Source organism: Azospirillum sp. UENF 111221, assembly GCF_058780625.1.
This window is the reverse complement of sequence record NZ_JBSNCH010000005.1, coordinates 2829199-2848729: the sequence shown is the minus strand read 5'-3', so window position 1 is coordinate 2848729 and position 19531 is coordinate 2829199. Positions and strand designations below refer to the sequence as shown.

30 protein-coding genes, 1 tRNA gene and 1 pseudogene are annotated in these 19531 nt (G+C 67.0%); 16 read left to right on the top strand and 16 right to left on the bottom strand.

The annotated features are described in order from the left end of the window. Positions 1–176 precede the first annotated feature (176 nt). Together ACWPN3_RS28405 and ACWPN3_RS28400 are read right to left on the bottom strand one after the other, a co-directional pair. On the bottom strand, positions 177–416 hold the full coding sequence (locus ACWPN3_RS28405) for a hypothetical protein (RefSeq protein WP_492261876.1): 240 nt from the start codon (positions 414–416) through the stop codon (positions 177–179). A gap of 255 nt (positions 417–671) precedes the next feature. Continuing rightward, on the bottom strand, positions 672–908 hold the full coding sequence (locus ACWPN3_RS28400) for a hypothetical protein (RefSeq protein WP_492240244.1): 237 nt from the start codon (positions 906–908) through the stop codon (positions 672–674). A 167-nt stretch (positions 909–1075) separates the two neighbouring features. Between ACWPN3_RS28400 and ACWPN3_RS28395 the strand changes: the two are divergent. Together ACWPN3_RS28395 and ACWPN3_RS28390 are read left to right on the top strand one after the other, a co-directional pair. Further along, positions 1076–1222: pseudogene (locus ACWPN3_RS28395) on the top strand (type II toxin-antitoxin system RelE/ParE family toxin); the annotation flags it as partial. A 24-nt stretch (positions 1223–1246) separates the two neighbouring features. Then, positions 1247–1534 carry a HigA family addiction module antitoxin gene (locus ACWPN3_RS28390; protein WP_109048450.1) on the top strand — a complete coding sequence of 96 codons (288 nt, stop codon included), beginning with the start codon at positions 1247–1249 and terminating at the stop codon, positions 1532–1534. 14 nt (positions 1535–1548) lie between these two features. On the opposite strand, the gene ACWPN3_RS28385 is transcribed toward ACWPN3_RS28390, so the two are convergent. Then, the gene (locus ACWPN3_RS28385; RefSeq protein ID WP_492240243.1) at positions 1549–1719 is read right to left on the bottom strand and encodes a hypothetical protein; all 171 of its coding nucleotides are present in this window, start codon (positions 1717–1719) and stop codon (positions 1549–1551) included. A 127-nt stretch (positions 1720–1846) separates the two neighbouring features. Between ACWPN3_RS28385 and ACWPN3_RS28380 the strand changes: the two genes are divergently transcribed. Then, a complete protein-coding gene (locus ACWPN3_RS28380) occupies positions 1847–2233 on the top strand; it encodes a hypothetical protein (RefSeq protein ID WP_492240242.1) in 387 nt (128 codons plus the stop codon). Positions 2234–2400: 167 nt separating this feature from the next. Here ACWPN3_RS28380 and ACWPN3_RS28375 read toward each other — a convergent pair whose 3' ends face one another. The 5 genes from ACWPN3_RS28375 to ACWPN3_RS28355 all read right to left on the bottom strand — a co-directional run bounded on the left by ACWPN3_RS28375 (position 2401) and on the right by ACWPN3_RS28355 (position 4861). Next, entirely contained in the window at positions 2401–2613 is a 213-nt protein-coding gene (locus tag ACWPN3_RS28375) for a hypothetical protein (RefSeq protein WP_492261875.1), read from the bottom strand. A 341-nt stretch (positions 2614–2954) separates the two neighbouring features. Further along, positions 2955–3155, bottom strand: a complete 201-nt coding sequence (locus ACWPN3_RS28370) for a hypothetical protein (protein WP_492261874.1) — start codon at positions 3153–3155, stop codon at positions 2955–2957. A gap of 679 nt (positions 3156–3834) precedes the next feature. Next, a complete protein-coding gene (locus ACWPN3_RS28365; protein WP_492261873.1) occupies positions 3835–4032 on the bottom strand; it encodes a hypothetical protein in 198 nt (65 codons plus the stop codon). Between the two features lie 127 nt (positions 4033–4159). After that, positions 4160–4405: a hypothetical protein gene (locus ACWPN3_RS28360; protein WP_492240239.1), complete on the bottom strand. Its 246-nt coding sequence runs from the start codon at positions 4403–4405 to the stop codon at positions 4160–4162. Between the two features lie 279 nt (positions 4406–4684). Next, entirely contained in the window at positions 4685–4861 is a 177-nt protein-coding gene (locus tag ACWPN3_RS28355; RefSeq protein ID WP_492261872.1) for a hypothetical protein, read from the bottom strand. Positions 4862–5079: 218 nt separating this feature from the next. Here ACWPN3_RS28355 and ACWPN3_RS28350 point away from each other — a divergent pair, with 218 nt between their 5' ends. From ACWPN3_RS28350 to ACWPN3_RS28325, 6 genes are all read left to right on the top strand, one after another. Further along, positions 5080–5400 carry a hypothetical protein gene (locus ACWPN3_RS28350; RefSeq protein WP_492240238.1) on the top strand — a complete coding sequence of 107 codons (321 nt, stop codon included), beginning with the start codon at positions 5080–5082 and terminating at the stop codon, positions 5398–5400. A 651-nt stretch (positions 5401–6051) separates the two neighbouring features. Next, positions 6052–6438, top strand: coding sequence for a ribbon-helix-helix domain-containing protein (locus ACWPN3_RS28345; RefSeq protein WP_492240237.1), 387 nt, complete (start codon positions 6052–6054; stop codon positions 6436–6438). A 1-nt stretch (position 6439) separates the two neighbouring features. Then, a complete protein-coding gene (locus tag ACWPN3_RS28340; protein ID WP_492240236.1) occupies positions 6440–6622 on the top strand; it encodes a hypothetical protein in 183 nt (60 codons plus the stop codon). Further along, positions 6619–6933: a hypothetical protein gene (locus ACWPN3_RS28335; RefSeq protein ID WP_492240235.1), complete on the top strand. Its 315-nt coding sequence runs from the start codon at positions 6619–6621 to the stop codon at positions 6931–6933. Before ACWPN3_RS28340 ends, ACWPN3_RS28335 begins: the two co-directional genes overlap by 4 nt. 2 nt (positions 6934–6935) lie before the next feature. Continuing rightward, positions 6936–7292, top strand: coding sequence for a helix-turn-helix domain-containing protein (locus tag ACWPN3_RS28330; protein WP_492240234.1), 357 nt, complete (start codon positions 6936–6938; stop codon positions 7290–7292). Positions 7293–7297: 5 nt separating this feature from the next. Further along, positions 7298–8650, top strand: a complete 1353-nt coding sequence (locus ACWPN3_RS28325; RefSeq protein ID WP_492261908.1) for a tyrosine-type recombinase/integrase — start codon at positions 7298–7300, stop codon at positions 8648–8650. Here ACWPN3_RS28325 and ACWPN3_RS28320 read toward each other — a convergent pair. The 8 genes from ACWPN3_RS28320 to ACWPN3_RS28285 form a co-directional block, all read right to left on the bottom strand. Beyond that, positions 8601–8677 (bottom strand) — tRNA-Pro (locus tag ACWPN3_RS28320). The genes ACWPN3_RS28325 and ACWPN3_RS28320 overlap by 50 nt on opposite strands. Before the next feature lie 94 nt (positions 8678–8771). Then, complete coding sequence (locus ACWPN3_RS28315; RefSeq protein WP_492240233.1) at positions 8772–9248, bottom strand: MerR family transcriptional regulator; 477 nt, start codon at positions 9246–9248, stop codon at positions 8772–8774. Positions 9249–9365: 117 nt separating this feature from the next. Beyond that, positions 9366–9698: an integration host factor subunit alpha gene (locus ACWPN3_RS28310; RefSeq protein WP_492261871.1), complete on the bottom strand. Its 333-nt coding sequence runs from the start codon at positions 9696–9698 to the stop codon at positions 9366–9368. 157 nt (positions 9699–9855) lie between these two features. Further along, a complete protein-coding gene (locus ACWPN3_RS28305) occupies positions 9856–10827 on the bottom strand; it encodes a beta-ketoacyl-ACP synthase III (RefSeq protein WP_109095425.1) in 972 nt (323 codons plus the stop codon). A 3-nt stretch (positions 10828–10830) separates the two neighbouring features. Further along, entirely contained in the window at positions 10831–11883 is a 1053-nt protein-coding gene (plsX, locus tag ACWPN3_RS28300) for a phosphate acyltransferase PlsX (RefSeq protein ID WP_109095424.1), read from the bottom strand. 82 nt (positions 11884–11965) lie between these two features. After that, positions 11966–12154: a 50S ribosomal protein L32 gene (gene rpmF / locus ACWPN3_RS28295; protein WP_012973646.1), complete on the bottom strand. Its 189-nt coding sequence runs from the start codon at positions 12152–12154 to the stop codon at positions 11966–11968. 190 nt (positions 12155–12344) lie between these two features. After that, positions 12345–12932 (bottom strand): YceD family protein, encoded by a 588-nt coding sequence (locus tag ACWPN3_RS28290; RefSeq protein ID WP_492240232.1) that lies wholly within the window; start codon positions 12930–12932, stop codon positions 12345–12347. A 147-nt stretch (positions 12933–13079) separates the two neighbouring features. Beyond that, positions 13080–13661, bottom strand: a complete 582-nt coding sequence (locus ACWPN3_RS28285) for a ubiquinol-cytochrome C chaperone family protein (protein ID WP_492240231.1) — start codon at positions 13659–13661, stop codon at positions 13080–13082. A 132-nt stretch (positions 13662–13793) separates the two neighbouring features. Here ACWPN3_RS28285 and ACWPN3_RS28280 point away from each other — a divergent pair, with 132 nt between their 5' ends. The 7 genes from ACWPN3_RS28280 to thiL all read left to right on the top strand — a co-directional run bounded on the left by ACWPN3_RS28280 (position 13794) and on the right by thiL (position 19482). Continuing rightward, positions 13794–14288, top strand: coding sequence for an outer membrane protein assembly factor BamE (locus ACWPN3_RS28280; protein ID WP_109095422.1), 495 nt, complete (start codon positions 13794–13796; stop codon positions 14286–14288). 26 nt (positions 14289–14314) lie between these two features. Then, positions 14315–15457, top strand: a complete 1143-nt coding sequence (gene ribD / locus ACWPN3_RS28275) for a bifunctional diaminohydroxyphosphoribosylaminopyrimidine deaminase/5-amino-6-(5-phosphoribosylamino)uracil reductase RibD (RefSeq protein ID WP_492240230.1) — start codon at positions 14315–14317, stop codon at positions 15455–15457. A gap of 78 nt (positions 15458–15535) precedes the next feature. Next, a complete protein-coding gene (locus ACWPN3_RS28270) occupies positions 15536–16123 on the top strand; it encodes a riboflavin synthase (protein WP_492240229.1) in 588 nt (195 codons plus the stop codon). Then, the gene (gene ribB, locus ACWPN3_RS28265; protein ID WP_109095419.1) at positions 16120–17259 is read left to right on the top strand and encodes a 3,4-dihydroxy-2-butanone-4-phosphate synthase; all 1140 of its coding nucleotides are present in this window, start codon (positions 16120–16122) and stop codon (positions 17257–17259) included. The genes ACWPN3_RS28270 and ribB overlap by 4 nt, the downstream gene beginning before the upstream one ends. 18 nt (positions 17260–17277) lie before the next feature. Continuing rightward, entirely contained in the window at positions 17278–17742 is a 465-nt protein-coding gene (gene ribH, locus ACWPN3_RS28260; protein ID WP_098740208.1) for a 6,7-dimethyl-8-ribityllumazine synthase, read from the top strand. A gap of 35 nt (positions 17743–17777) precedes the next feature. Next, positions 17778–18368, top strand: coding sequence for a transcription antitermination factor NusB (gene nusB / locus ACWPN3_RS28255; RefSeq protein WP_109095418.1), 591 nt, complete (start codon positions 17778–17780; stop codon positions 18366–18368). A 154-nt stretch (positions 18369–18522) separates the two neighbouring features. After that, on the top strand, positions 18523–19482 hold the full coding sequence (gene thiL, locus ACWPN3_RS28250; protein WP_492261907.1) for a thiamine-phosphate kinase: 960 nt from the start codon (positions 18523–18525) through the stop codon (positions 19480–19482). Positions 19483–19531 lie beyond the last annotated feature (49 nt).

Here is a 19531-nt window from a genome sequence, read left to right as displayed (position 1 = left end):
TTTCGCATTTATCGTGAAACGCTTTCGCGTTTTTCGTGCGCCGCTTCAGAAGTTGTTAGGATTATCAAAATCGGCAAGATCGATATATATCTTCTTGATCACAAATTAAACTGTATCTATCTAAAAATGACTTAATTAAATAATCCATTTCTTCCACTCATGCTTTATTTCTGAGATCACATCGTGCCAGTGATTTTGAAAAAAGCATATGCTAATGTTTCCATCACTAGTTTCATAGACCGGCGAGAAACGTCATCGTCACCTTTGAGCGCTTCAATAGTCTTGAAGAATGATGGTATCGGATTTCCCAATCCAAATTTTCCAAGCGCTACGGCTTGAACGGCCGCTTCAGCAGCAGAAATAGAAACTTTGGCCCAATTGAACCTCTTCTCGCCACATGTTAATTTAATCGACATTCTTATTTTGCTCCTTAAGCAACCATCTCTATTTTTACATTGATAAAACGATAGCACCCACATAGTAACATCAAGCAAATGCAACGTTCTGCTAACGCAGACTCGCGCCGCTAGCATGGTTCCAGCAAGATGCGATACCCCGGTATTCAACCGAAGCACTATATTTTGCCCTGGTTAATTCAGCTGTGTCCAGAACGAAGAGGATTGGCACTGACGCAGGAAGATGATTCTTAAACAATAGGTTACCATATGGCATTACGGCCGGATCAGGTCCGCTGTGGTCAACAGGCGCTCGTCCACCCGGCGCAGCGCGCCGCAGCGATAGACCCGATGGCAGGCGGCGCGCAGGGCCTGGACGGCGCGACAGGGGGCGTCGTCCTCGCGCTGGGGCTGCACCGGCCGGTGGCGCGCGGTGCGGGGCGGATCGCCCAGATCCAGGCGGAACTGCCGGTCGGGCCGGCGGCGGGACAGGGTGCCGGGCTGGACGGGCATGGCTCAGGCCCTCCCCTCGATCAGCGGGAAGGCCGAAACGGCGCCGACCGACGGAACGGCGACGGTGATGTCCACAGCCTCGACATGGAACAGCCGCAGCAGTTCCAGCTCGTAGGCCACCCGCATCCAGTCGGCGACGCAGCGATTCGGCGCGGTGAATGGTTAGCCTGCGATCCCCGCCGGGGAACCGGCTGGAGGCGCTGAAGGGCGACCGCGCCGGACAGCACAGCATTCGGATCAACGACCAATGGCGCATCGTCTTCGTCTGGCACGATGGCGGCGCGCACGAGGTCGAAATCGTCGATTACCACTGACCGGCCAACGCCAAGGAGGGCGCCATGCGGATCAAGACCCACCCCGGCGAGGTTCTGCGCGAAGAGTTCCTCGTCCCGCTCGATCTCTCGGCCCATGCTCTGGCCCTGGCTCTGCGCGTGCCGGCGACCCGCATCGGGGAAATCGTCAACGAACGGCGCGGCATCACCGCCGACACCGCCTTGCGGCTGGCGCGCTATTTCGGCACCACGCCGGAATTCTGGCTGAACCTTCAGATGGCGCATGACCTGTCCGTCACCGCCGCCGACCATGGCGAGGAAATCCAGCGCAGCATCGCCCCCCGCGCCGCCTGACCGGACCGGCGGCGTCACTCCGCATCGGATCGCTGCCGCTCCCGGCGCAGGCCCGGCAGCAGGATCGTCACGTCCGCCCGCCGCCCCAGCAGCCAGCGGGCGGCGCAGCGCCCCAGCTCCCACCCGAAGCCGCCCAGCATGGCGGTGCCGAGCAAGGCGAAGACCAGCCCCAGCCCGCCCATCATCACTCGGCCTTTGAGTGCCTAATGACGCCTCTCCTAAACCCGTAGGAAGCGTAGATAAGGCTTTTTGCTATTGATCACATCGCAGATTGAAGCGACCATACACCCACCTCGACTAGGGAGAACGGGTGTGAGCGAATTGCACGACGATAACGATTTCGACGATTCCATCGATATCGATGAGTCGCTCGACATCAATGATGATCCCTATTCCGAAGAAGAAACTCCACTTTCCGAACTTGAGCCAGAGGAGCTGATCGGTATCGCTGATCAAGAAAGTATCAATTCGGAACACATTGAACCTCTGGAAAATGATCTCAGCGTCCGCAACAATATCCTGAAGCAAATCGGCGACACGGATCAGCCAGCCCCGCAACCGCTCAAAGATGACCTTGATCAGATTAACGCCAGGATTGATGACAGAATTGGCGATCTGATTGGAGATATTGAGGCTCAGAGGGACGAGATTTTGAATCCGACGTACAGTGCGGAAGAAATCTCCGACGACGGGCGGTGAGGACAGTAGCTGATCGTCTGCCGCTCAAACAGGAAAGAGGTTGCGAACAGCTGGAAGCATGCCGTGACCAACCTCTTTTCTGCTTGCGGCACGCATTCACTCGCCAATTTTTTTAAGTTGTCGACAACGCGGGTCGGCGTGGCGCAGCCGGATCAGGTCCGCCGTGGTCAACAGGCGCTCGTCAACACGGTGCAGTGCACCGCAGCTGATAGACCCGATGGCCGGCGGCGCGCAGGGCCCTGGACGGCGCGATAGAGGGCGTCGGCCTCGCGCTGGGGCTGCACCGGACGGTGGCGCGCGGTGCGGGGCGGATCGCCCAAGTCCAGGCGGAACTGCCTTTCCGGCCGGCGGCGGGATAGGGTGCCGGGCTGGACGGGCATGGCTCAGGCCCTCCCCTCGATCTGCGGGAAGACCGAATTCGGCGGCGCCTGGCGGAACGGCGACGGTGATGTCCACCGCTTCGACCTGGAACAGCCGCAGCAATTCCAGCTCGTAAGCCGCCCGAAGCCGGTCGGCGACGCAGCGATTCGGCGTGGTGACGGTCAGCCTGCGATCCCCGGATAGCCCAAGCCTGCATCCCCGAAACCACGTCGCATGCTGGACGGCGCCGATCCGGCGGGCGATTCGGGCGTGGCCGTCGCGCTCGATGTCGGCGGCGGATGGCGGCGGGCTGGTGCCGGCGCTCGCGTGTGGGCTCGCGCGCGGGGGTTCACGGGTTTTATCACAGGGTTTGGCCGAGCACCGGTGTCGGGCGATGAAAGCCGGTTCCGGCGGGCGATCCTGGGGCGGTTGGCGGGCGTTCGGCGCTTTGGCCGACTCCCGTGTCGGCGACACCGCTGTCGGGCGATGGATCGTCGGACGGATCGGGGGCGTCGCCGGCCGGGTCGTCCTCGCGCTCCAGCCAGTCGAGACAAAGGCGCATGCGGGTGGGCTGGCCCCGGCCGCCGGCGCGGTCGCGGACGGATGACGCCGGCGGCCAGCAGCGCGCTGCGCGCCCGCTCCACATCGCGGGTGGACAGGGCGCACAGCCGCGCCACCGCCTCCACCCCGGTCCAAGTCAGCAGCAGGCCCAGCACCTCGAACATCTGGCGGTTGACGCGCTCCAGCATCACTAGGGCGACCAGCTTGTCGCGCGGCTTCAGCGCCGGGCAGGCCAGAACGGCGCAGCGGAACCGGCCGACGGTCTCGCGGAAGGCGGCTTGCGGCTTGGCCGCGGGGGTTGCGGGGGTGGTCGAAGCAGATGGCAAGGACATGGGGGCACCTCCCCGGCGGCGCGGTGGCCGGCCGGCGGCAATGCGGCTCCCTGCGGGCGCACGTGTCCGTGGCTGCAAGGAACAGCGGATTTTAATCCTGATTTTTGATACCCTCCGGACACGCATCGCCGCATTCCCGCCGTGGGCACGGCAGGGGCATGGGGCATTGGCGATGATTGCGGTCCTAGCGGGGCGGCCTCGGCGGGGCCGTCCCGTTTCAGGGCGGGGCGCGCGGATACAAGGCAAGGCTCCGGCGTTGACCGCCGCGCGGGGGCGCAACGGTGGGGACAAGACGGGTGCGGCGCGGCCACCGGCAAGGGCGGACGCTGGGCACCGGATGACGGGGGCTTACGGGGAGAAGCCGGCGCCGGTCAGGGTGGCGCGCGTGGCGATGCCATCGGGCAAAGCTCCAGGGTTCACCGGCGCGTGGGCGCGCGGCGTCAGGGGGTGAAGACGCGCATCGCTTCCGGCCGTCTGGCGGCCGAAAGCGGCGCGGTCTTCAAAGTCGATGGGGGCGGCTGACTGGCGACCGTCGAGCGGACGCACGGCGGGCCGCGCGCCATGGCGCAGCCGGTGCGATGGCGGGCCAACGGGCGGGCCTCTCGGTGGAAGCAGTTGGTTTTCTGGATAAATCTGGGATCCGAAGGGGGGCTGGCTGTCGGGCGGCGCCCGATCATGCGGATCCCCGCTGCGGCGATGCCGGCCGCAAGCCATGCAGGCGGTCGGTGGCGCGCTGCATCAGCGCCAGCAGCTCGGCCGCATCCTCGTCCGGCAGATCGGCGAGGGAGTCGCGGTGGCAGAGCGTCCGCACCAGGCGGTCGACGCTGCACCATGTCACCGCGGCGGCGGCCTCGAAGGCTGGCCAGGCGGCCAGGACGGCGCGCTGCGCGTCGGTGAGGCCCGGGTCAGCGGGGGGCATGACTGGCCCCAGACAGGGAAAGCGGCCGGAGTCGGATGGCGACTCCGGCCGCGGCCGCTCCGCCGGTACGGACAAGGAACCCGGCGGAGCGGTGGCTGTGGCGGCGGGTGGCCGGACTCGGGACGCACCCGATTGACCCGGCCGGGCGGCCGGCGCCTGATTCGGCGATGGGAAACTGTCGCGCCCAAGCCGGAGCTTCGGGGTTGCGCAGTCGCTCAGTGCGAGCGATGCTTCCCGCCGAAACAACCGAGGGTGTGGGGCCTTGCCGGATCTCCCTGTTCATGTCCGCCTCTTTTTCCGCGGCTTTCCCAGGATCGGCGCGCAGAGGCCGCTGCTGGCCAGCGCGACGGGATCGGTCATGAAATCGTGGGGAATCACCGCCTCCATGGCCCGCAGGGTCGTGGCGGTGGGGTTGCCTTCCTGGCGGAGCACGTCACGCACGGTGCTGGGCGGCACGGCGGCGGCTCGGCCGAATGACTTCCGCACTCCAGCCCTGATGCCGGGCGAAGGCGCAGAATCCGATGAATCGAGGCATCGATGTGCATGACGTGCTTCATGCCCATCAGGATTCAACGCTATACCGTGAATGTCAAGGGGGCTCATCGGTGCTGCACGAGATAGATTCATCGGCACAGCGTTCTCGCGCTTTTGCACGGGGTCCGCATAATGCCGGCATGGATACGCCGCCCAAGACCGACATCGCCGCAGCACTCAATCGTGTTCTCCAGACGCACAAGGAGCGCCTGCGGTCCAAGAACCATTGGGCTGGCCTGTCGAAGCTGCCAGCCACAACGGTTCTGGACGCGTTCAATGGCGCCAACAGCACCATCGACACCCTGACCAAGCTTGCGGAAGGCGCCGGCTTGTCGCTGGCCGAGCTGCTGGCCTATGGCGATCCCGACTGGGAAATGCAGGTGAAGACCCGCCGGACCTTCCGCTCATGGTCTACCGAGGATTTCAATGCCCTGATCCGGGTTCTTGAGCGGCGCACCTAGCCGCCCGGCTCCGGCGCATCCTCATCCAGCGGTCGATCAGCGGCAGGATCTTGTCCGCGCCGTCGCGGCGGCACAGCTGCGTCACCAGCTCGACCGCGCGATCCTCGCGCGCCTTGCGATGCGATAAGTCTTCGGTCTTTTCGTTCTTCGGTGTTTTCGGCACCGCCAACCCCCCATAAATCAACACTCTACCGGGGCCGGCCCCGGTAGGCGGACAGGTGTGCGGCTGGGCACGGGTGCGCGCCCCGGCTCAGCACGGCTCATCGATGCGGTTGGCAGCCGCGTGGGTGGGGAGATGGCGTCTCCCTGCCTCCGCCTTCCTGGATGAGAAGGCGCGAGGCCGCGGCATCCTATGGCACCGCCCCGCCTGGGCAAAAGAAAAAGTTGCATCGTTTCTCGACTGGTTTCCACAAGTTGCGAGATGGCGGGCGACGGCGAGGGCGGTCCCGCCGGGTAGCGCCCGGCGGGGGTTCAGAATGATCGCTTTACCGTGATTTTTGCCATTGACGAAATCACGGTATACCGCCCATCCTAATACAGGGTATGGCGTGAACGCCAGCACCCTTGGATGCAGGCGCTGTTGGAGTGCGACCGATGAAGGGAGCGATCAAAGTCCCGTTACAACGCAGGGACGGACCGCAGAACGTTGCGATGGACCGAAGCTTCGGCGATCTGTCCGGGAAGATGGAGCGCACGCTGCGCCACATGGCGCCGGCGCTGCCGAAGGATGGCGCGACGCCGCTGGTCACCTACAACGTGGTGATCGCCAACCGCCGGATCTCGCACCGGACCTCGATGCGGCTGGACGTGACGTCCTGGCTGCTGCTCGACCACATTGCCGAGCTGGAGGGCTACGCGAACCGCGACGTGCTGGTCAGCGCGGTGCATGAGCGGTTCCACGCCACCGATCTGCCGCTGACGGCGATGGTGCGGCTGTTCCTGCAAACCTACACGGCGCCGGAGGCGGTGCTGGAGTTCCTGGGGGAGGCGCGGCGGCCATACGGGCGCGGCTTCGTCGCCAGCCCGCTGAAGAACTGACATGACCGGCGCAGGGCAAGAGACTGCCGCCATGGTCGGCCTCGTCCAGTGGCACCTGGAGGAAGCCGTCCGGGCCGAACTGGAGGCGGGGGAGACCGGCCTCCCCTTCCGTCGGCGGCGACTGCTGTCCGCCGCCCGCTATCACCGCGACTGCGCCGAACTGGCACGGGAGGAACTGCCGTGATCCCCACCCTCGAAGCAACCGACTGGCAGGTGTGCCACGCGGCGCGGTTCGACACCCCGGCCGACGTCCGCCGGATCCAGTTCCGGCAGGGCGAGCGGCTGGTCATCCTCGCCGTGGGCGAGGTGCCGGTCGTCTGCGACATCCTCACCCCCGGCGTCTACAGCGTGGACATCCCCGCCCACTACCCGCGCGCCGTCTTCCCCGTGCTGGTGGTGGCTGTCCCCTGCCTCATCGCCTACCTGCTGGCTCATGGCGGGCCGACGCGGGCGCTGCCGGCCGTCCCGCTGGCCGACCCGCACACGGGAGGTTAGGCATGCCTCGCGCAGCTGTGAACCCTGCCCTCGCCGACCTGCTTCCCGACGGCCCATCCTGCACCGTCAAGGAAGCCGCCGCACTGCTGGCGATGCCCCGCAGCGAGGTCTATGCCGCTGTGCATGGCGGAGATCTTCGAGGCCACCGAGTCGGCAAGCGGGGTGTCCGTGTCTACCTTCGATCGATTGCAGAGTATCAACGGCGACGGGCGATCCCATCGGCCAAGCGAAAGCGCGACTCGGTACCCCCTGCTGAACCGCCCGTCTCCAAACCCGCGAAGCCCACAGCTGGCCATCGTGAAGCTTTGGCCTTCTTGCACACCCTTGGTGTCGTGAGCGAGCCTTCGAACCGGAGGTAACCGCCATGAGCGTCTATTTCAGCACTGCCCGCGACAAATGGCTTTACGATTTCGAGTGCGGCGGCAAGCGGTATGCGGGCTACTGCCGCGATCCGAAGTCCGGCGAGCTGGCCAGGAACAAGACCCAGGCCAAGCGCATAGAGGCTGCGATCCGCGCCGCCTTGATGGAAGAGCTGGAGTCGGAAAAGCGCCCTGGCGGCCGACTGGCCGCGTACACGGTTGCGCAGATGCTGGCCGAGTTCGCCGCCCGAAAAGCCACCGGCAAGAATTGGGTGAACGAACAGGTCTATGTCAGGGAGCTTCTGGAGTTCTTCGGCGCCGATACACCGGTGGCGCAGCTGACGGAGTCTCGGGTGTGGGACTATGTCACCTGGTCGCGGAAGCAGCCTCTCCGGGTCTACATGGGCGCCGGCAAGAAGAAGGAACAGGTCGCGGCAGGCCCGAAGGCGAAAGCGCCGCTGTTCAAGGACGGGGTCCGCACCAGGTCGGACTCCACGATCAACCGTTACCTGATCTGTCTTGGTGCGGCGTTGCGCATCGCGCACAGCCTGCGTGACGGTGACGGCCGGCCACTTCTGTCGGAGCTGCCTAAGGTCCCGCGCCTTGCCGAGCCCGAGCACCTGCCGCGGCCGATCTCCGATGAGAACCTCGCGGCAATCATCCACCACCCTGAGACACCGGCCCATGTTGCCGACGCGGCGCTGCTGGTGCGGTTGATGGGTTTCCGCAAGGCGGAGGTCTTCGGCCTGCGGATCCAGCAGATCGATTTCAGCGTTCGCGGGGTCTGGCTGGATGCCGAGTCGACCAAGGGTGGACGGGCGGAGTGCGTGCCGGCCAACGACGAGGCACTGGAGCTGCTGGCACGCCTCGTGGCGCAGGCAAGGAAGTGGGAGGTCGACCACCTCTTCACCTACCAGCATGGAGAGAAGGGGGAGCGCCGGCCGGTGAAGAATCCCCGGCGGGCATGGAACACCGTGCTGAAGAAGCTTGGCATCAAGCACCGCTGGCATGACACCAAGGCCAGCTTCGTCACCGCCGTGGCACAGGTTGCCTCTGCCGCCACCACGAAGGCGCTTGCCCGACATAAGGACCACCGCACCACCGAGCGGTACATCGAGGTGGCGGACCCGGTTCGTCGTCAGGCGGTCCAGGCCATCGCGTTTGGGGGCAAGGCAACGGCGCTTGCGAAAAGTCCCAAACAGAAGTCCCAAACAGTCGCGTCGACCGATGTGAGACCAGCTTCGCAGGCCCCAAAAGAAAAAGCCTTGGAACCGTTGGGTTCCAAGGCTTCTCCGGTCCTTCCGGAACTGGTCGGAGCGACAGGATTCGAACCTGCGACCCCCAGACCCCCAGTCTGATGCGCTACCAGGCTGCGCTACGCTCCGTCAACTTCACCGCAGTGCTTGCGGCTTGGCTCCGGAAGGGAACGGGACTATAGCCGCGGGCTTTCGCCGATGCAACATCTCCCGTGATGATTTTTCAGCTTTTTTTGCCCCCAATTTCGGACAGGCGGGACAGCACCGATTGCAGCGATTTCAGCTCGTCCAGGACCATGGTGATCTCGTGCCGGACCGCGTCCGACAGCGGCGGATGATCCTCGCTCCCGCCCCTGTCGTCATCCCTGTCATCGTCGGTGACGTCGCCGCCGAACCCGTCCGCATCGACCGACCCGCCGCCATCGTCGGCATCCTCGGGCAGCGGCGGCGTCGGGTCGGACATGCGCCCTTCCTTTAGCAGGCGCTGGACGCCCTTGATGGTGTAGCGGTCCTCATACAGCAGAGCCTGGATGCGCCGGAGAAGTTCGACATCCTCCGGCCGGTAATAGCGCCGGCCGCCGCCACGCTTCAGCGGACGGATCTGGGGGAACTTCGTTTCCCAGAACCGCAGCACATGCTGAGGCACGTTGAGGTCGGTCGACACCTCGCTGATGGTGCGATAGGCCGTGGCGGATTTCATGGCGCGAATTTCATGGCGCGATCAGGCCGCCATCCGACAACGGCCAGTGGCGGCACTCCGCGGAAAGGCACGGCACGGCGACGGGCAAGGCGGAGAGGTCATCGCAAACGACCGGCGTCAGGACAACGCCCGCGCAGGCGTCGGTGCCCCACCCTCCTGAACCTCGTTGATCCGGTGTTTCAGCACATGGCTGGCACGGAACACCAGAACACGACGCGGCAGAATCGGCACCTCTTCCCCGGTCTTGGGGTTGCGGCCGACTCGCTCGCCCTTCTGGCGGACCTGGAAACTGCCGAAGGAGGAGATCTTGACCATCTCCCCCCGGGACAGGGCATCGGAAATCTCGTCCAGCACCGTTTCGACCAGATCGGCCAATTCGTTGCGCGAAAGTCCGACTTCCTGGTAGACGGCTTCGCTCAGTTGGGCGCGCGTTACGGTATTTTGCGACATTGTCAGACCTCCCCCCGCAACCGTTGCAAAGACGGTAATCCGGCGAAAGAAGGTCCGTCAATTCAAAAGCTTGGCAGCCCCATACGGCCCGGCCGAAGCCCGGCCGGGCGTGCATTGCAGCATGACGGATGTGCGATGTGCGGAGGACGCCGGCGCCTTACCAGCGGACCAGCGCCGAACCCCAGGTCAGGCCGCCGCCGATGGCTTCCATCAGGATCAGGTCGCCGCGCTTGATACGGCCGTCCGCCACCGCTTCGCCCAAGGCCAGCGGGATCGAGGCCGCGGAGGTGTTGCCGTGGCGGTCCACCGTCAGCACCACCTTTTCCGGCGACAGCTTCATCTTGCGGGCCAGCCCGTCGATGATGCGGCGATTCGCCTGGTGCGGCACCATCCAGTCGATGTCGGCCGACTCCAGGCCGTTGGCGGCCAGGGCCTCTTCGACCACCGCCGACAGCTTCGACACGGCATGCCGGAAGATTTCCTGCCCATGCATGCGGACATGGCCGATGGTGCCGGTCGAGGACGCGCCGCCATCGACATAGAGCAGGTCGTACTGGTTGCCGTCGGAATGCAGATGAGTGGACAGCACGCCCTGGTCGCTCGAATCGCCCTTGGCCTCGTAGGCTTCCATGACGATGGCGCCGGCGCCGTCACCGAACAGCACGCAGGTGGTGCGGTCGTTCCAGTCCAGCAGGCGGGAGAAGGTCTCCGCCCCGATCACCAGGGCGCGGCGCGCCTGACCGTTGCGCAGGAAATTGTCGGCCACCGACATGGCATAGACGAAGCCGGCACAGACCGCCTGGATGTCCATGGCGAAACCGGCGGCGCCCAGCGCGGCCTGCACCTTGGTCGCCGTGGCCGGGAAGGTGTTGTCCGGGGTGGTGGTGGCCAGGATGATGCAGTCGATGCTGCTGCCCGGCACGCCCGCATGCTCCAGCGCCCGCATCGCCGCGGCGATGGCGAGGTCGGAGGTCTTCTCCCCCTCGGCGGCGATATGGCGGGACTTGATGCCGGTGCGCTGGACGATCCATTCGTCCGTCGTGTCGACCCGCTGTTCCAGATCTTGGTTGGTGACGACGTTGGACGGCAGGAAGATGCCGCAACCCAGAACTCGGGAACGCATGACCATTGTTCAGCCCGCCGCCGCCTTCGTGTCGGGAAGAGGGGTCGCGTCGGCTATACGTCCCATCTCTTCCTTGATGCGTTCGTTGAAGCCGTGCGTCGCCAGGTTGATGGCGACCGCGACGGCATTGGCGAAGCCGACAGCGTCGGTGCCGCCATGGCTCTTCACGCAGACGCCGCGCAGGCCGAGGAACATCGCGCCGTTGTAGCGGCGCGGGTCGATCCGCTCGCGGAAGCGCTTGAAGGCGCCGCGGGCCAGCAGATAACCGATCCGTGCCAGGAAGGACGTCGCGAAGGTGCGGCGCAGGAATTCGGAGAACAGCTTCGCCGTCCCCTCCGCCGTCTTCAGCGCGACATTGCCGGTGAAGCCGTCGGTGACGATGACGTCCACCGTGCCCAGCCCGATGTCGGTGCCTTCGACGAAGCCATGGAAGCGGCCGGGAAGCGGCATGTCGCGCAGGCTGGCCGCCGCGGCACGCACCACTTCATTGCCCTTCATGTCCTCCGAGCCGATGTTCAGCACGCCGATCGACGGCTGCGGCAGGCCCAGGATGGCACGTGCGAAGACGGCCCCCATCACGGCGAACTGGACGAGGTTTTCAGGCTGGCACTCGGCGTTGGCGCCGAGATCCAGCATAACGCTCTCGCCCCGCTGCGTCGGGAAGAAGGAGGCCATCGCCGGCCGGTCGATGCCCGGCAGCGTCTTCAGCACGAACTTGGCCATCGCCATCAGGGCGCCGGTGTTGCCGGCCGACACCACGCAGGCCGCCTCGCCCGCCGCGACGGCGTCGATGGCAAGCCGCATGCTGGACTGGCGACCCGCACGCAGCGCAACCGCAGGCTTGGCGTCCCCGGCCACGAAGTCGGCGGTGTGGCGGATTTCCGCCACTGCCTTCAACGCAGGCCGCTGGTTCAGCAGCGGTTCAAGCCGCTGCTGGTCGCCATACAGCAGAAAACGCACGTCGGGATGGCGTTCCCGCGCGATGTCCGCCCCGGCAATGACCATGTCGGGACCGTGATCGCCACCCATGGCATCCAGGGCGATGGTCAGGCGCTGGCTCACCGCGAACAGGCTCCCCGGCTTGGACCCCGGCAGGGGCGACGGGCGCCCCCGATCAACGGGACCTCAGACAACGCGATGCGGATCAAGCGGCCGCGGTGCCGCTCTGAACCACTTCACGCTGGTCGTAATGGCCGCAAGACCCGCAGACGTGGTGCGGACGCTTCAGCTCGCCGCAGTTCGGGCACTCGTTGTAGGCCGAGGTGGGCAGAGCGTGGTGCGAACGACGCATGTTGCGCCGCGACTTGGAGGTCTTCTTCTTCGGAACAGCCATGACCGTAAACTCTCTTCATTGGAAAGGGCGGCCCGAACAGGGGCCGCCCAGCGCGAGCGGCATTCAATAAGGCAAATGCCCCAAAAGGGCAAGCCCGAACAACCCCCATTCCGCAACCCCGGGCCGCTCATTGGTGGGGGTGGAAGTGCCGGCCCTTATACAAGACGCGGCGGGGAAAGCAACAGCCGGATCAGTTCCCCGGCTTCAACTTCTGCAGGACGGCGAAGGGATTGGGTTTTTCAGGCTCTTCGGCGGCCTCGTCCTCGGCCGTCTCGCCGTCCTCATGCTCGCGATACCCCTCGAAATCCACGCCTTCGGCATGCGGATAGGGGTCGAGCCCGAGCGACAGGTGCTGCGCCGTCAGTTCGCCGATGTCGATTCGGTTGTTCTCCATCGGCTCGGGAACGTCCTCGTCCGACAGGGAGGCGTCGAAATCGATCTCCAGCCCCGGATCCTCGATCATCGACTCCGGGGCGAACAGCGCCTCGAACCGTTCGCTGACATGGGCCGGCACCGGCTCCAGCGTCACGACGCAGGTCTGCACCACATCGGCCTCCAGCTGTCCGGAGACCCGGATCATCTGGCCGCCGCGCACGGCGCGCAGCCTCACCGTGGCGGTCAGGCTGCCGATCGCCTCCAACTCCAGCCGCTCGGCGAGCGCGCGGCGCTCCGTCTCCGTCGCTTCGATGGTTTCGCTCACCTCGGCACGACGCACCGTGTCGGCATTGACGACGCGTGAGAATTCCGGGGCCGGCTGGGCGCCGTTGGCAGGGCTCATGGCAAAGACTTTCCGATCGAAAACCAAAACGGCCGGCGCGGCGAACGCCCGGCAAGTCCCAAGTCACATGCAGCCCGCGGCCTGGAAAGGCAAGCCCCCAGACACGGCGGCAGGCATCGGCGACACTCTACATATATAGCGAAGCGGTCAGGCCGGCACCGGTGCGAAGCGGATCTCGCCCTGCAACAGCGACTCCAGCGGCTGGGCGTCGAGCGTCGCGGCACAGCTGCGGACATAGGCGGCCATCGCCGCCAGCGCCTCGTCCGGCACCGGATCGACCGTGCCGTAGAGGTTGTTGTCCAGCGCCACCTCCAGCCGGCGGCCGTCGGAGTCGGCCAGCGCCTCGTCATAGGCGCGGATCCGCCCGGCCATCCCGCGCGCCATCGTCTTCACGCGCCGGGCGATGCCACTGTCGCCGGCCCCCATCTCCAGCAGCGACTTCTCGAAATCGTCGACCATCGTCTCATAGAGGCGCTGCGACAGTTTGCCCGCCTCCGGCCCCTGACCCTTCAGCCGGCGCATCACCAGCAGCATGTGCAGCGCCACCATCTCGAACCGCCCGTCCAGGCTGTCGGGCACGGAAAGCGCGCTGTAGAAGCCGGGTTCGCGGGCCTGCCCGACGATGGCGGTGAACAGGCCACCAACCGCGGCGGCGGTGCGGGCGCGGTCTCCGCCCCCCACACCACCCAACAGCGGGCCCAGCAAACGGCCGATAAAGCTTCCTGACACGAACGGCAACCCTTCCCCGACTCGGAGTCTCGTTGACAGGGCGAAGCAGCCGGTGCGATTGTCCCGCCCGGAGACTGTCCACAGCCGTGAACGGCCTCGCTGCCCCGCCGGCTCCATCATAGCCCGAGCACCATGACCAGATCGAACTTTTCCGCCCCCCGCGCCGTCATTCGCACCGCCCTGCTGGGCAGCATCCTGCTCGCCGGCCTCGCCGCGACCGGCTGCTCGCCCACCCTCGCCACCCGCGGCAACCTGACGGACCCGCAGCTGGTGGCGGAACTGCAACCGGGCCAGAGCCGGCGCGACGACGTCGCCGCGGTGCTGGGCACGCCGACCTCGGTCGGCACCTTCGATCCGAACGTCTGGTACTATATCGGGCAGAAGACTGAGAAGACCGCCTTCTTCGAGCCGGAAGTGACGGAGCGCCGCGTCGTCGTCGCCCATTTCGACGACAACGGCGTCCTGCGCGAGATCAAGACGCTCGACAAGTCGAACGGCCAGGACATCGATCTGGTGGAGCGCACGACCCCCACCGCCGGCCGCGAGATGGGCTTCCTGGAACAGATGATGGGCAACGTCGGCCGCTTCTCCGCCAAGGATACCAAGGGCAAGGGCCCCGGCAGCTGATCGGCCGGCCGATAGCCCGGCCCGCCGTGCCCATTCCTTCCGATACGGACACCGACCTGCGCCACATGCGCGCCGCCCTGTCGCTCGCGGCGCGCGGGCTGGGGCGGACCTGGCCCAATCCCGCGGTCGGCTGCGTGCTGGTCCGCGACGGCGCCGTGATCGGCCGCGGCTGGACCCAGCCCGGCGGCCGCCCCCATGCCGAGACCCAGGCGCTGGACCGAGCCCGCGCTTTTTCCGGCGGAGCGGACGGTGCCACCGCCTACGTCACGCTGGAACCCTGCAACCATTATGGCAAGACGCCGCCCTGCGCCCTGGCGCTGGTCGAGGCGAAGGTGGCGCGTGTCGTCGTCGCCTGCCAGGACCCCGACCCGCGGGTTGCCGGCGGCGGCTTGGCCCGGCTGCGCGATGCCGGCATCGCGGTCACGACGGGCGTCTGCGAGGCCGATGCGCTTGCACTCAACGAGGGCTTCTTCAACCGCATCACGCTGGGCCGCCCCCTGGTCACGCTGAAAGTCGCCAGCACGTTGGACGGCCGCATCGCCACCGCCACCGGCGAGTCGCAGTGGATCACCGGCCCGACGGCGCGCGCCTGGGGCCACCGGCTGCGCGCCAGCCATGACGCCATCCTGGTCGGCATCGGCACCGCGCTGGCCGACGACCCCGAATTGACCTGCCGCCTGCCCGGCCTGGAAGACCGCAGCCCGGTGCGGGTTGTGGTGGACAGCGGCCTGCGCCTGCCGCCGACGGCGAAGCTCGCCACCGGCGCTCGCCGCATTCCGACCTGGGTCGTCACCGGCCCCACCCCCGACCCCACGCGTGCCGAGGCTCTGGCTGCCCTCGGCGTCGAGCCGATCCCGGTCACCGCCGGGCCCGACGGCCGTGTCGATCCCGCCGCCGCGATGACCGCCCTCGCCGCCCGCGGCATCACCCGCGTGCTGGTGGAAGGCGGAGCGTCGATGGCCGGCGCCCTGCTCGGCGCCGGTCTGGTCGACCGGCTGGAGTGGTTCCGCGCCGCCTCGCTGATCGGCGGCGACGGGTTGCCGGCGGTCGCCGGCTTCGGAGTCGAGGCGTTGGCCGCGATGGCGCGCTTCGAACGCACTGCCTTCCGCAGCGCCGGCACCGATCTGGCCGAAAGCTATCGCCGGATCGGCCCCAAAGCGTCGGTCTAGCCCGCGCAACAGACCGTTGCGCCGCTTGCGGTGTCGCGCCCGCTTCCCCTGGCCGCGAAACCTGCTAAATTCCCCCGCATGTTCACCGGAATCATCACCGATGTCGGGCGCGTCCGGGCCGTGGAGCGGCAGGGCGACACCCGGTTCACCATCGAGACCGCCTTCGACACGGAGACGATCGCGATCGGGGCGTCCATCGCCCACAACGGCGTCTGTCTGACGGTCATCGAAAAGGGACCGGGGACCTACGTCATCCAGGCTTCGGGGGAAACCCTGTCGAAGACGACGCTCGGCGGCTGGGAAGCCGGCACGCGCATCAACCTGGAGCGCGCGCTCAAGGTCGGCGACGAGCTGGGCGGCCACATCGTGTCCGGCCATGTCGACGGGGTCGGCCGGCTGCTGTCGATCCGCCCCGAAGGCGAATCGCTGCGCCTGACCTTCGAGGCGCCGGCCACTCTCGCCAAATACATCGCGCCCAAGGGCTCGGTCGCCATCGACGGCGTGTCGCTGACCGTCAACGAGGTCGAAGGCAACCGCTTTGGCGTCAACATCATCCCCCACACCCAGACCGCCACCACCTTCGGCGGGCTGACGGAGGGCGATACGGTCAATCTCGAAATCGATATGCTGGCGCGCTATGTCGCCCGGCTCGCGGGGCAGGAATGACGTCCGAGTTTCACCACTACCTGTCGACGGCCGAAGAGATCATCGAAGAGGCGCGTCAGGGCAGGATGTTCATCCTGGTCGACGACGAGGACCGGGAGAACGAGGGCGATCTGGTGATCCCCGCCTCCTGCGCCACGCCGGACGCGGTGAACTTCATGGCCAAGCATGGGCGCGGCCTGATCTGCCTGACCATGGACCGGCCGAACATCGAACGGCTGCGCCTGCCGCTGATGGCGCAGCAGAACGCGTCCCGCCACCAGACCGCCTTCACTGTCTCCATCGAGGCGCGCGAAGGCGTGACCACCGGCATCTCCGCCGCCGACCGTGCCCGCACCATCGCCGTCGCCATCGACCCGGCGTCCGGCCCGCACGACCTCGCCACCCCCGGCCACATCTTCCCGCTGCTGGCGCGTGACGGCGGCGTGCTGGTCCGCGCCGGCCATACCGAGGCCTCGGTCGACATCGCCCGGCTGTCCGGCCATTCCTCGTCCGCGGTGATCTGCGAGATCATGAACGACGACGGCACCATGGCACGCCTGCCCGATCTGGTGCAGTTCGCCCAGTTCCACGGGCTGAAGGTCGGCACCATCGCCGACCTGATCGCCTACCGCCGCCGCACCGAGACCATCGTCGAGCAGGTTCTGGCCGGCAATCTCGACAGCCGCTATGGCGGGCGCTTCCAGTCCTACGTCTACATCAACAAGATCCAGTATGCCGAGCACATCGCGCTGGTGCGCGGCGACATCTCCGGCGACGAGCCGGTGCTGGTGCGCATGCATGCCCAGTCGGTGCTGGACGACGTGCTGGGCGACCGCAACTCCGGCCGCGACAACGACCTGCACGCCTCGATGGAGCTGATCGCCAAGGAGGGCCGCGGCGTCGTCGTGCTGCTGCGCGAGCCGAACCCGAACGGCCTTTCCACCGTGCTGAAGGCGCGGCTGGAAGGTCAGGCCGGCAGCGTTCCGGAACTGCGCGACTACGGCATCGGCGCGCAGATCCTGCTGGATCTGGGCGTGCGCAAGATGACCCTGATCTCCAACCGCAAGAAGCCGATCATCGGGCTGGAGGGCTACGGCCTGACCGTGGTCGGCCACCGCGCGATCAATCCGGGCGCCACCGACCCCGGTGAGGACTGAGGACCAGAACGCCGCCGGATGACCGATACGCCCCACATCATGGTCGTGGACGCCCGCGTCCACGAGGACATTGCCGATGAGCTGGCGCGTGGCGCCGTCGCGGAACTCGACCGCGCCGGCGCCACGCACATCCGCTATGGCGTGCCCGGCTGTCTGGAGCTTCCGGCGGCGATCATGTACGCCATCCGCTCCATGGATTTCTTCACCGCCCGCAAGCGGTTCGACGGCTATGTCGCGCTGGGCTGCGTGATCCGGGGCGAGACGACGCGGTACGACACGATCTGTGCCGAAAGCGCCCGCGGCCTGCAGGATCTGGCCCTGCGCTACAGTCTGGCGGTCGGAAACGGCATCCTGACGGTGGAAAACCGCGAGCAGGCCTGGGCCCGCGCCAATGTCGGATCGGTCAATACCGGCGGGCGTGCCGCGCGTGCCTGTCTTGACATGATTGACCTGAAGCGCAAATTCCGCCTCTATCCGCGCTGACCCCGACATCTCCTCTCTTTTAGCGACTGCAGATCATGAGCAACGACGACGCGGGCAGCCCCGTGACACCCGATCACGCCCCCAAGGGCGGCGACTCCAAGGGCAAATCGAAGTCCCGCAAGAACAAGACCGGCGGCGGCTCCGCCAAGGCGCGCCGCAAGGCCGCCCGTCTGGCCGCGGCCCAGGCGCTGTACCAGATCGATCTGGCCCAGGCCCCGGTCGAGAATGTCGTCGGCGAGTTCGTCGCCCACCGGCTGGGCGAGGAGATCGACGGCGACAAGTTCGTCTCCGGCGATCCGCAGCTGTTCGCCGACATCGTCCGCGGTGCGATCCACCGCCGCGCCGAGGTCGACGGGGTGCTGGGCGCCGCCCTCGACCCGCGCTTCCCGCTCGACCGGCTGGAGCTGCTGCTGCGCGCCATCCTGCGCGCCGGTGCCTACGAGATCGCGGTGCATATGGACACCCACCCGCGCATCCTCATCAGCGAGTATGTCGACGTCGCCCGCGCCTTCTTCTCCGGCCGCGAGCCGGCGATGGTGAACGGCGTGCTCGACCATGTCGCCCGCGCGCTGCGCGCCGACGACCTCGCCAAGCCCGACCCCGGCCGCAGTGCGGTCGAGGAGTAATACCCGAAGAAATTCCCTCTCCCCCCGGGGAGAGGGTTAGGGTGAGGGGGTCGCACCGCGTGCCTTTCACGAGAATCAACCCCGTGCATCCCCCTCACCCCGACCCTCTCCCCGGGGGGAGAGGGGGAATCGCCCTCTCGGCGAGTTCGGCCGGATCACCCGCTTCTTCAAGCCGCTGGCCGCCGGTTTTCCCGGCGCCCGCGGCCTGCGGGACGATGCCGCCGTGTTCGGCGTGCCGGACGGGCGGGAACTGGTCGTCACCACCGACGCCATGGTCGCCGGGGTGCATTTCTTCCCCGACGATGCGCCGGCGGACATCGCCGCCAAGCTGATGCGCAGCAACCTGTCCGACCTCGCCGCCATGGGGGCGGAGCCGCTGGCCTACACGCTGGTGACCGCCCTGCCCCGCGGCCTCGACGAATCCTGGCTGGAGGGCTTCGCCGCCGGGCTGGGCGAGGAGCAGCGGCAGTTCGGCATTGCGCTGGCCGGTGGCGATTCGGTCTCGACCAGCGGCCCAATCACCCTGTCGGTCACCGCCTTCGGGCTGGTCCCCACCGGTTGTGCCCTGCCGCGCTGGGGCGGGCAACCGGGCGACCGCGTCTTCGTCACCGGCAGCATCGGCGATGCCGCGCTCGGGCTCGAAGTCGCCTATGGCCGTCTCGACATTCCGGACCAGGACACGCGCGCCCATCTGCTGCGCCGGATGCGCCGGCCCGACCCGCGCATGGGCGTCGGGCCGTGCCTGATCGGTCTGGCCAGCGGTGCGATGGACGTGTCGGACGGGCTGGTCGCCGACCTCGGCCATCTCTGCGAGGAGTCCGGCTGCGCCGCCCTGCTCCGCGCCGATGCGGTGCCGCTGTCGGAGGCTGCCCGCGGCGCCATCGACGGCGATCCGGTGAGACTGGCGCTGGCCATCACCGGCGGCGACGATTACGAGCTTCTGTTCACCGCCCAGCCGTCGGCCCGCGACGCCCTGGCGGCCCTGGCCGCGGAATGCGGGGTTGCGATCACCGAGATCGGCGAACTCTGTCCCGGTACGCCCGGCGAGGTCGCGGTGCTGGACGGTGCCGGTGTGCCCCTGCCGCTGGCCCGGCGCGGCTGGGACCATTTCTGACCGTCCACCTCCCCCGCCCCGCGTTTAAGACAATCGAAAGCATCCGCGG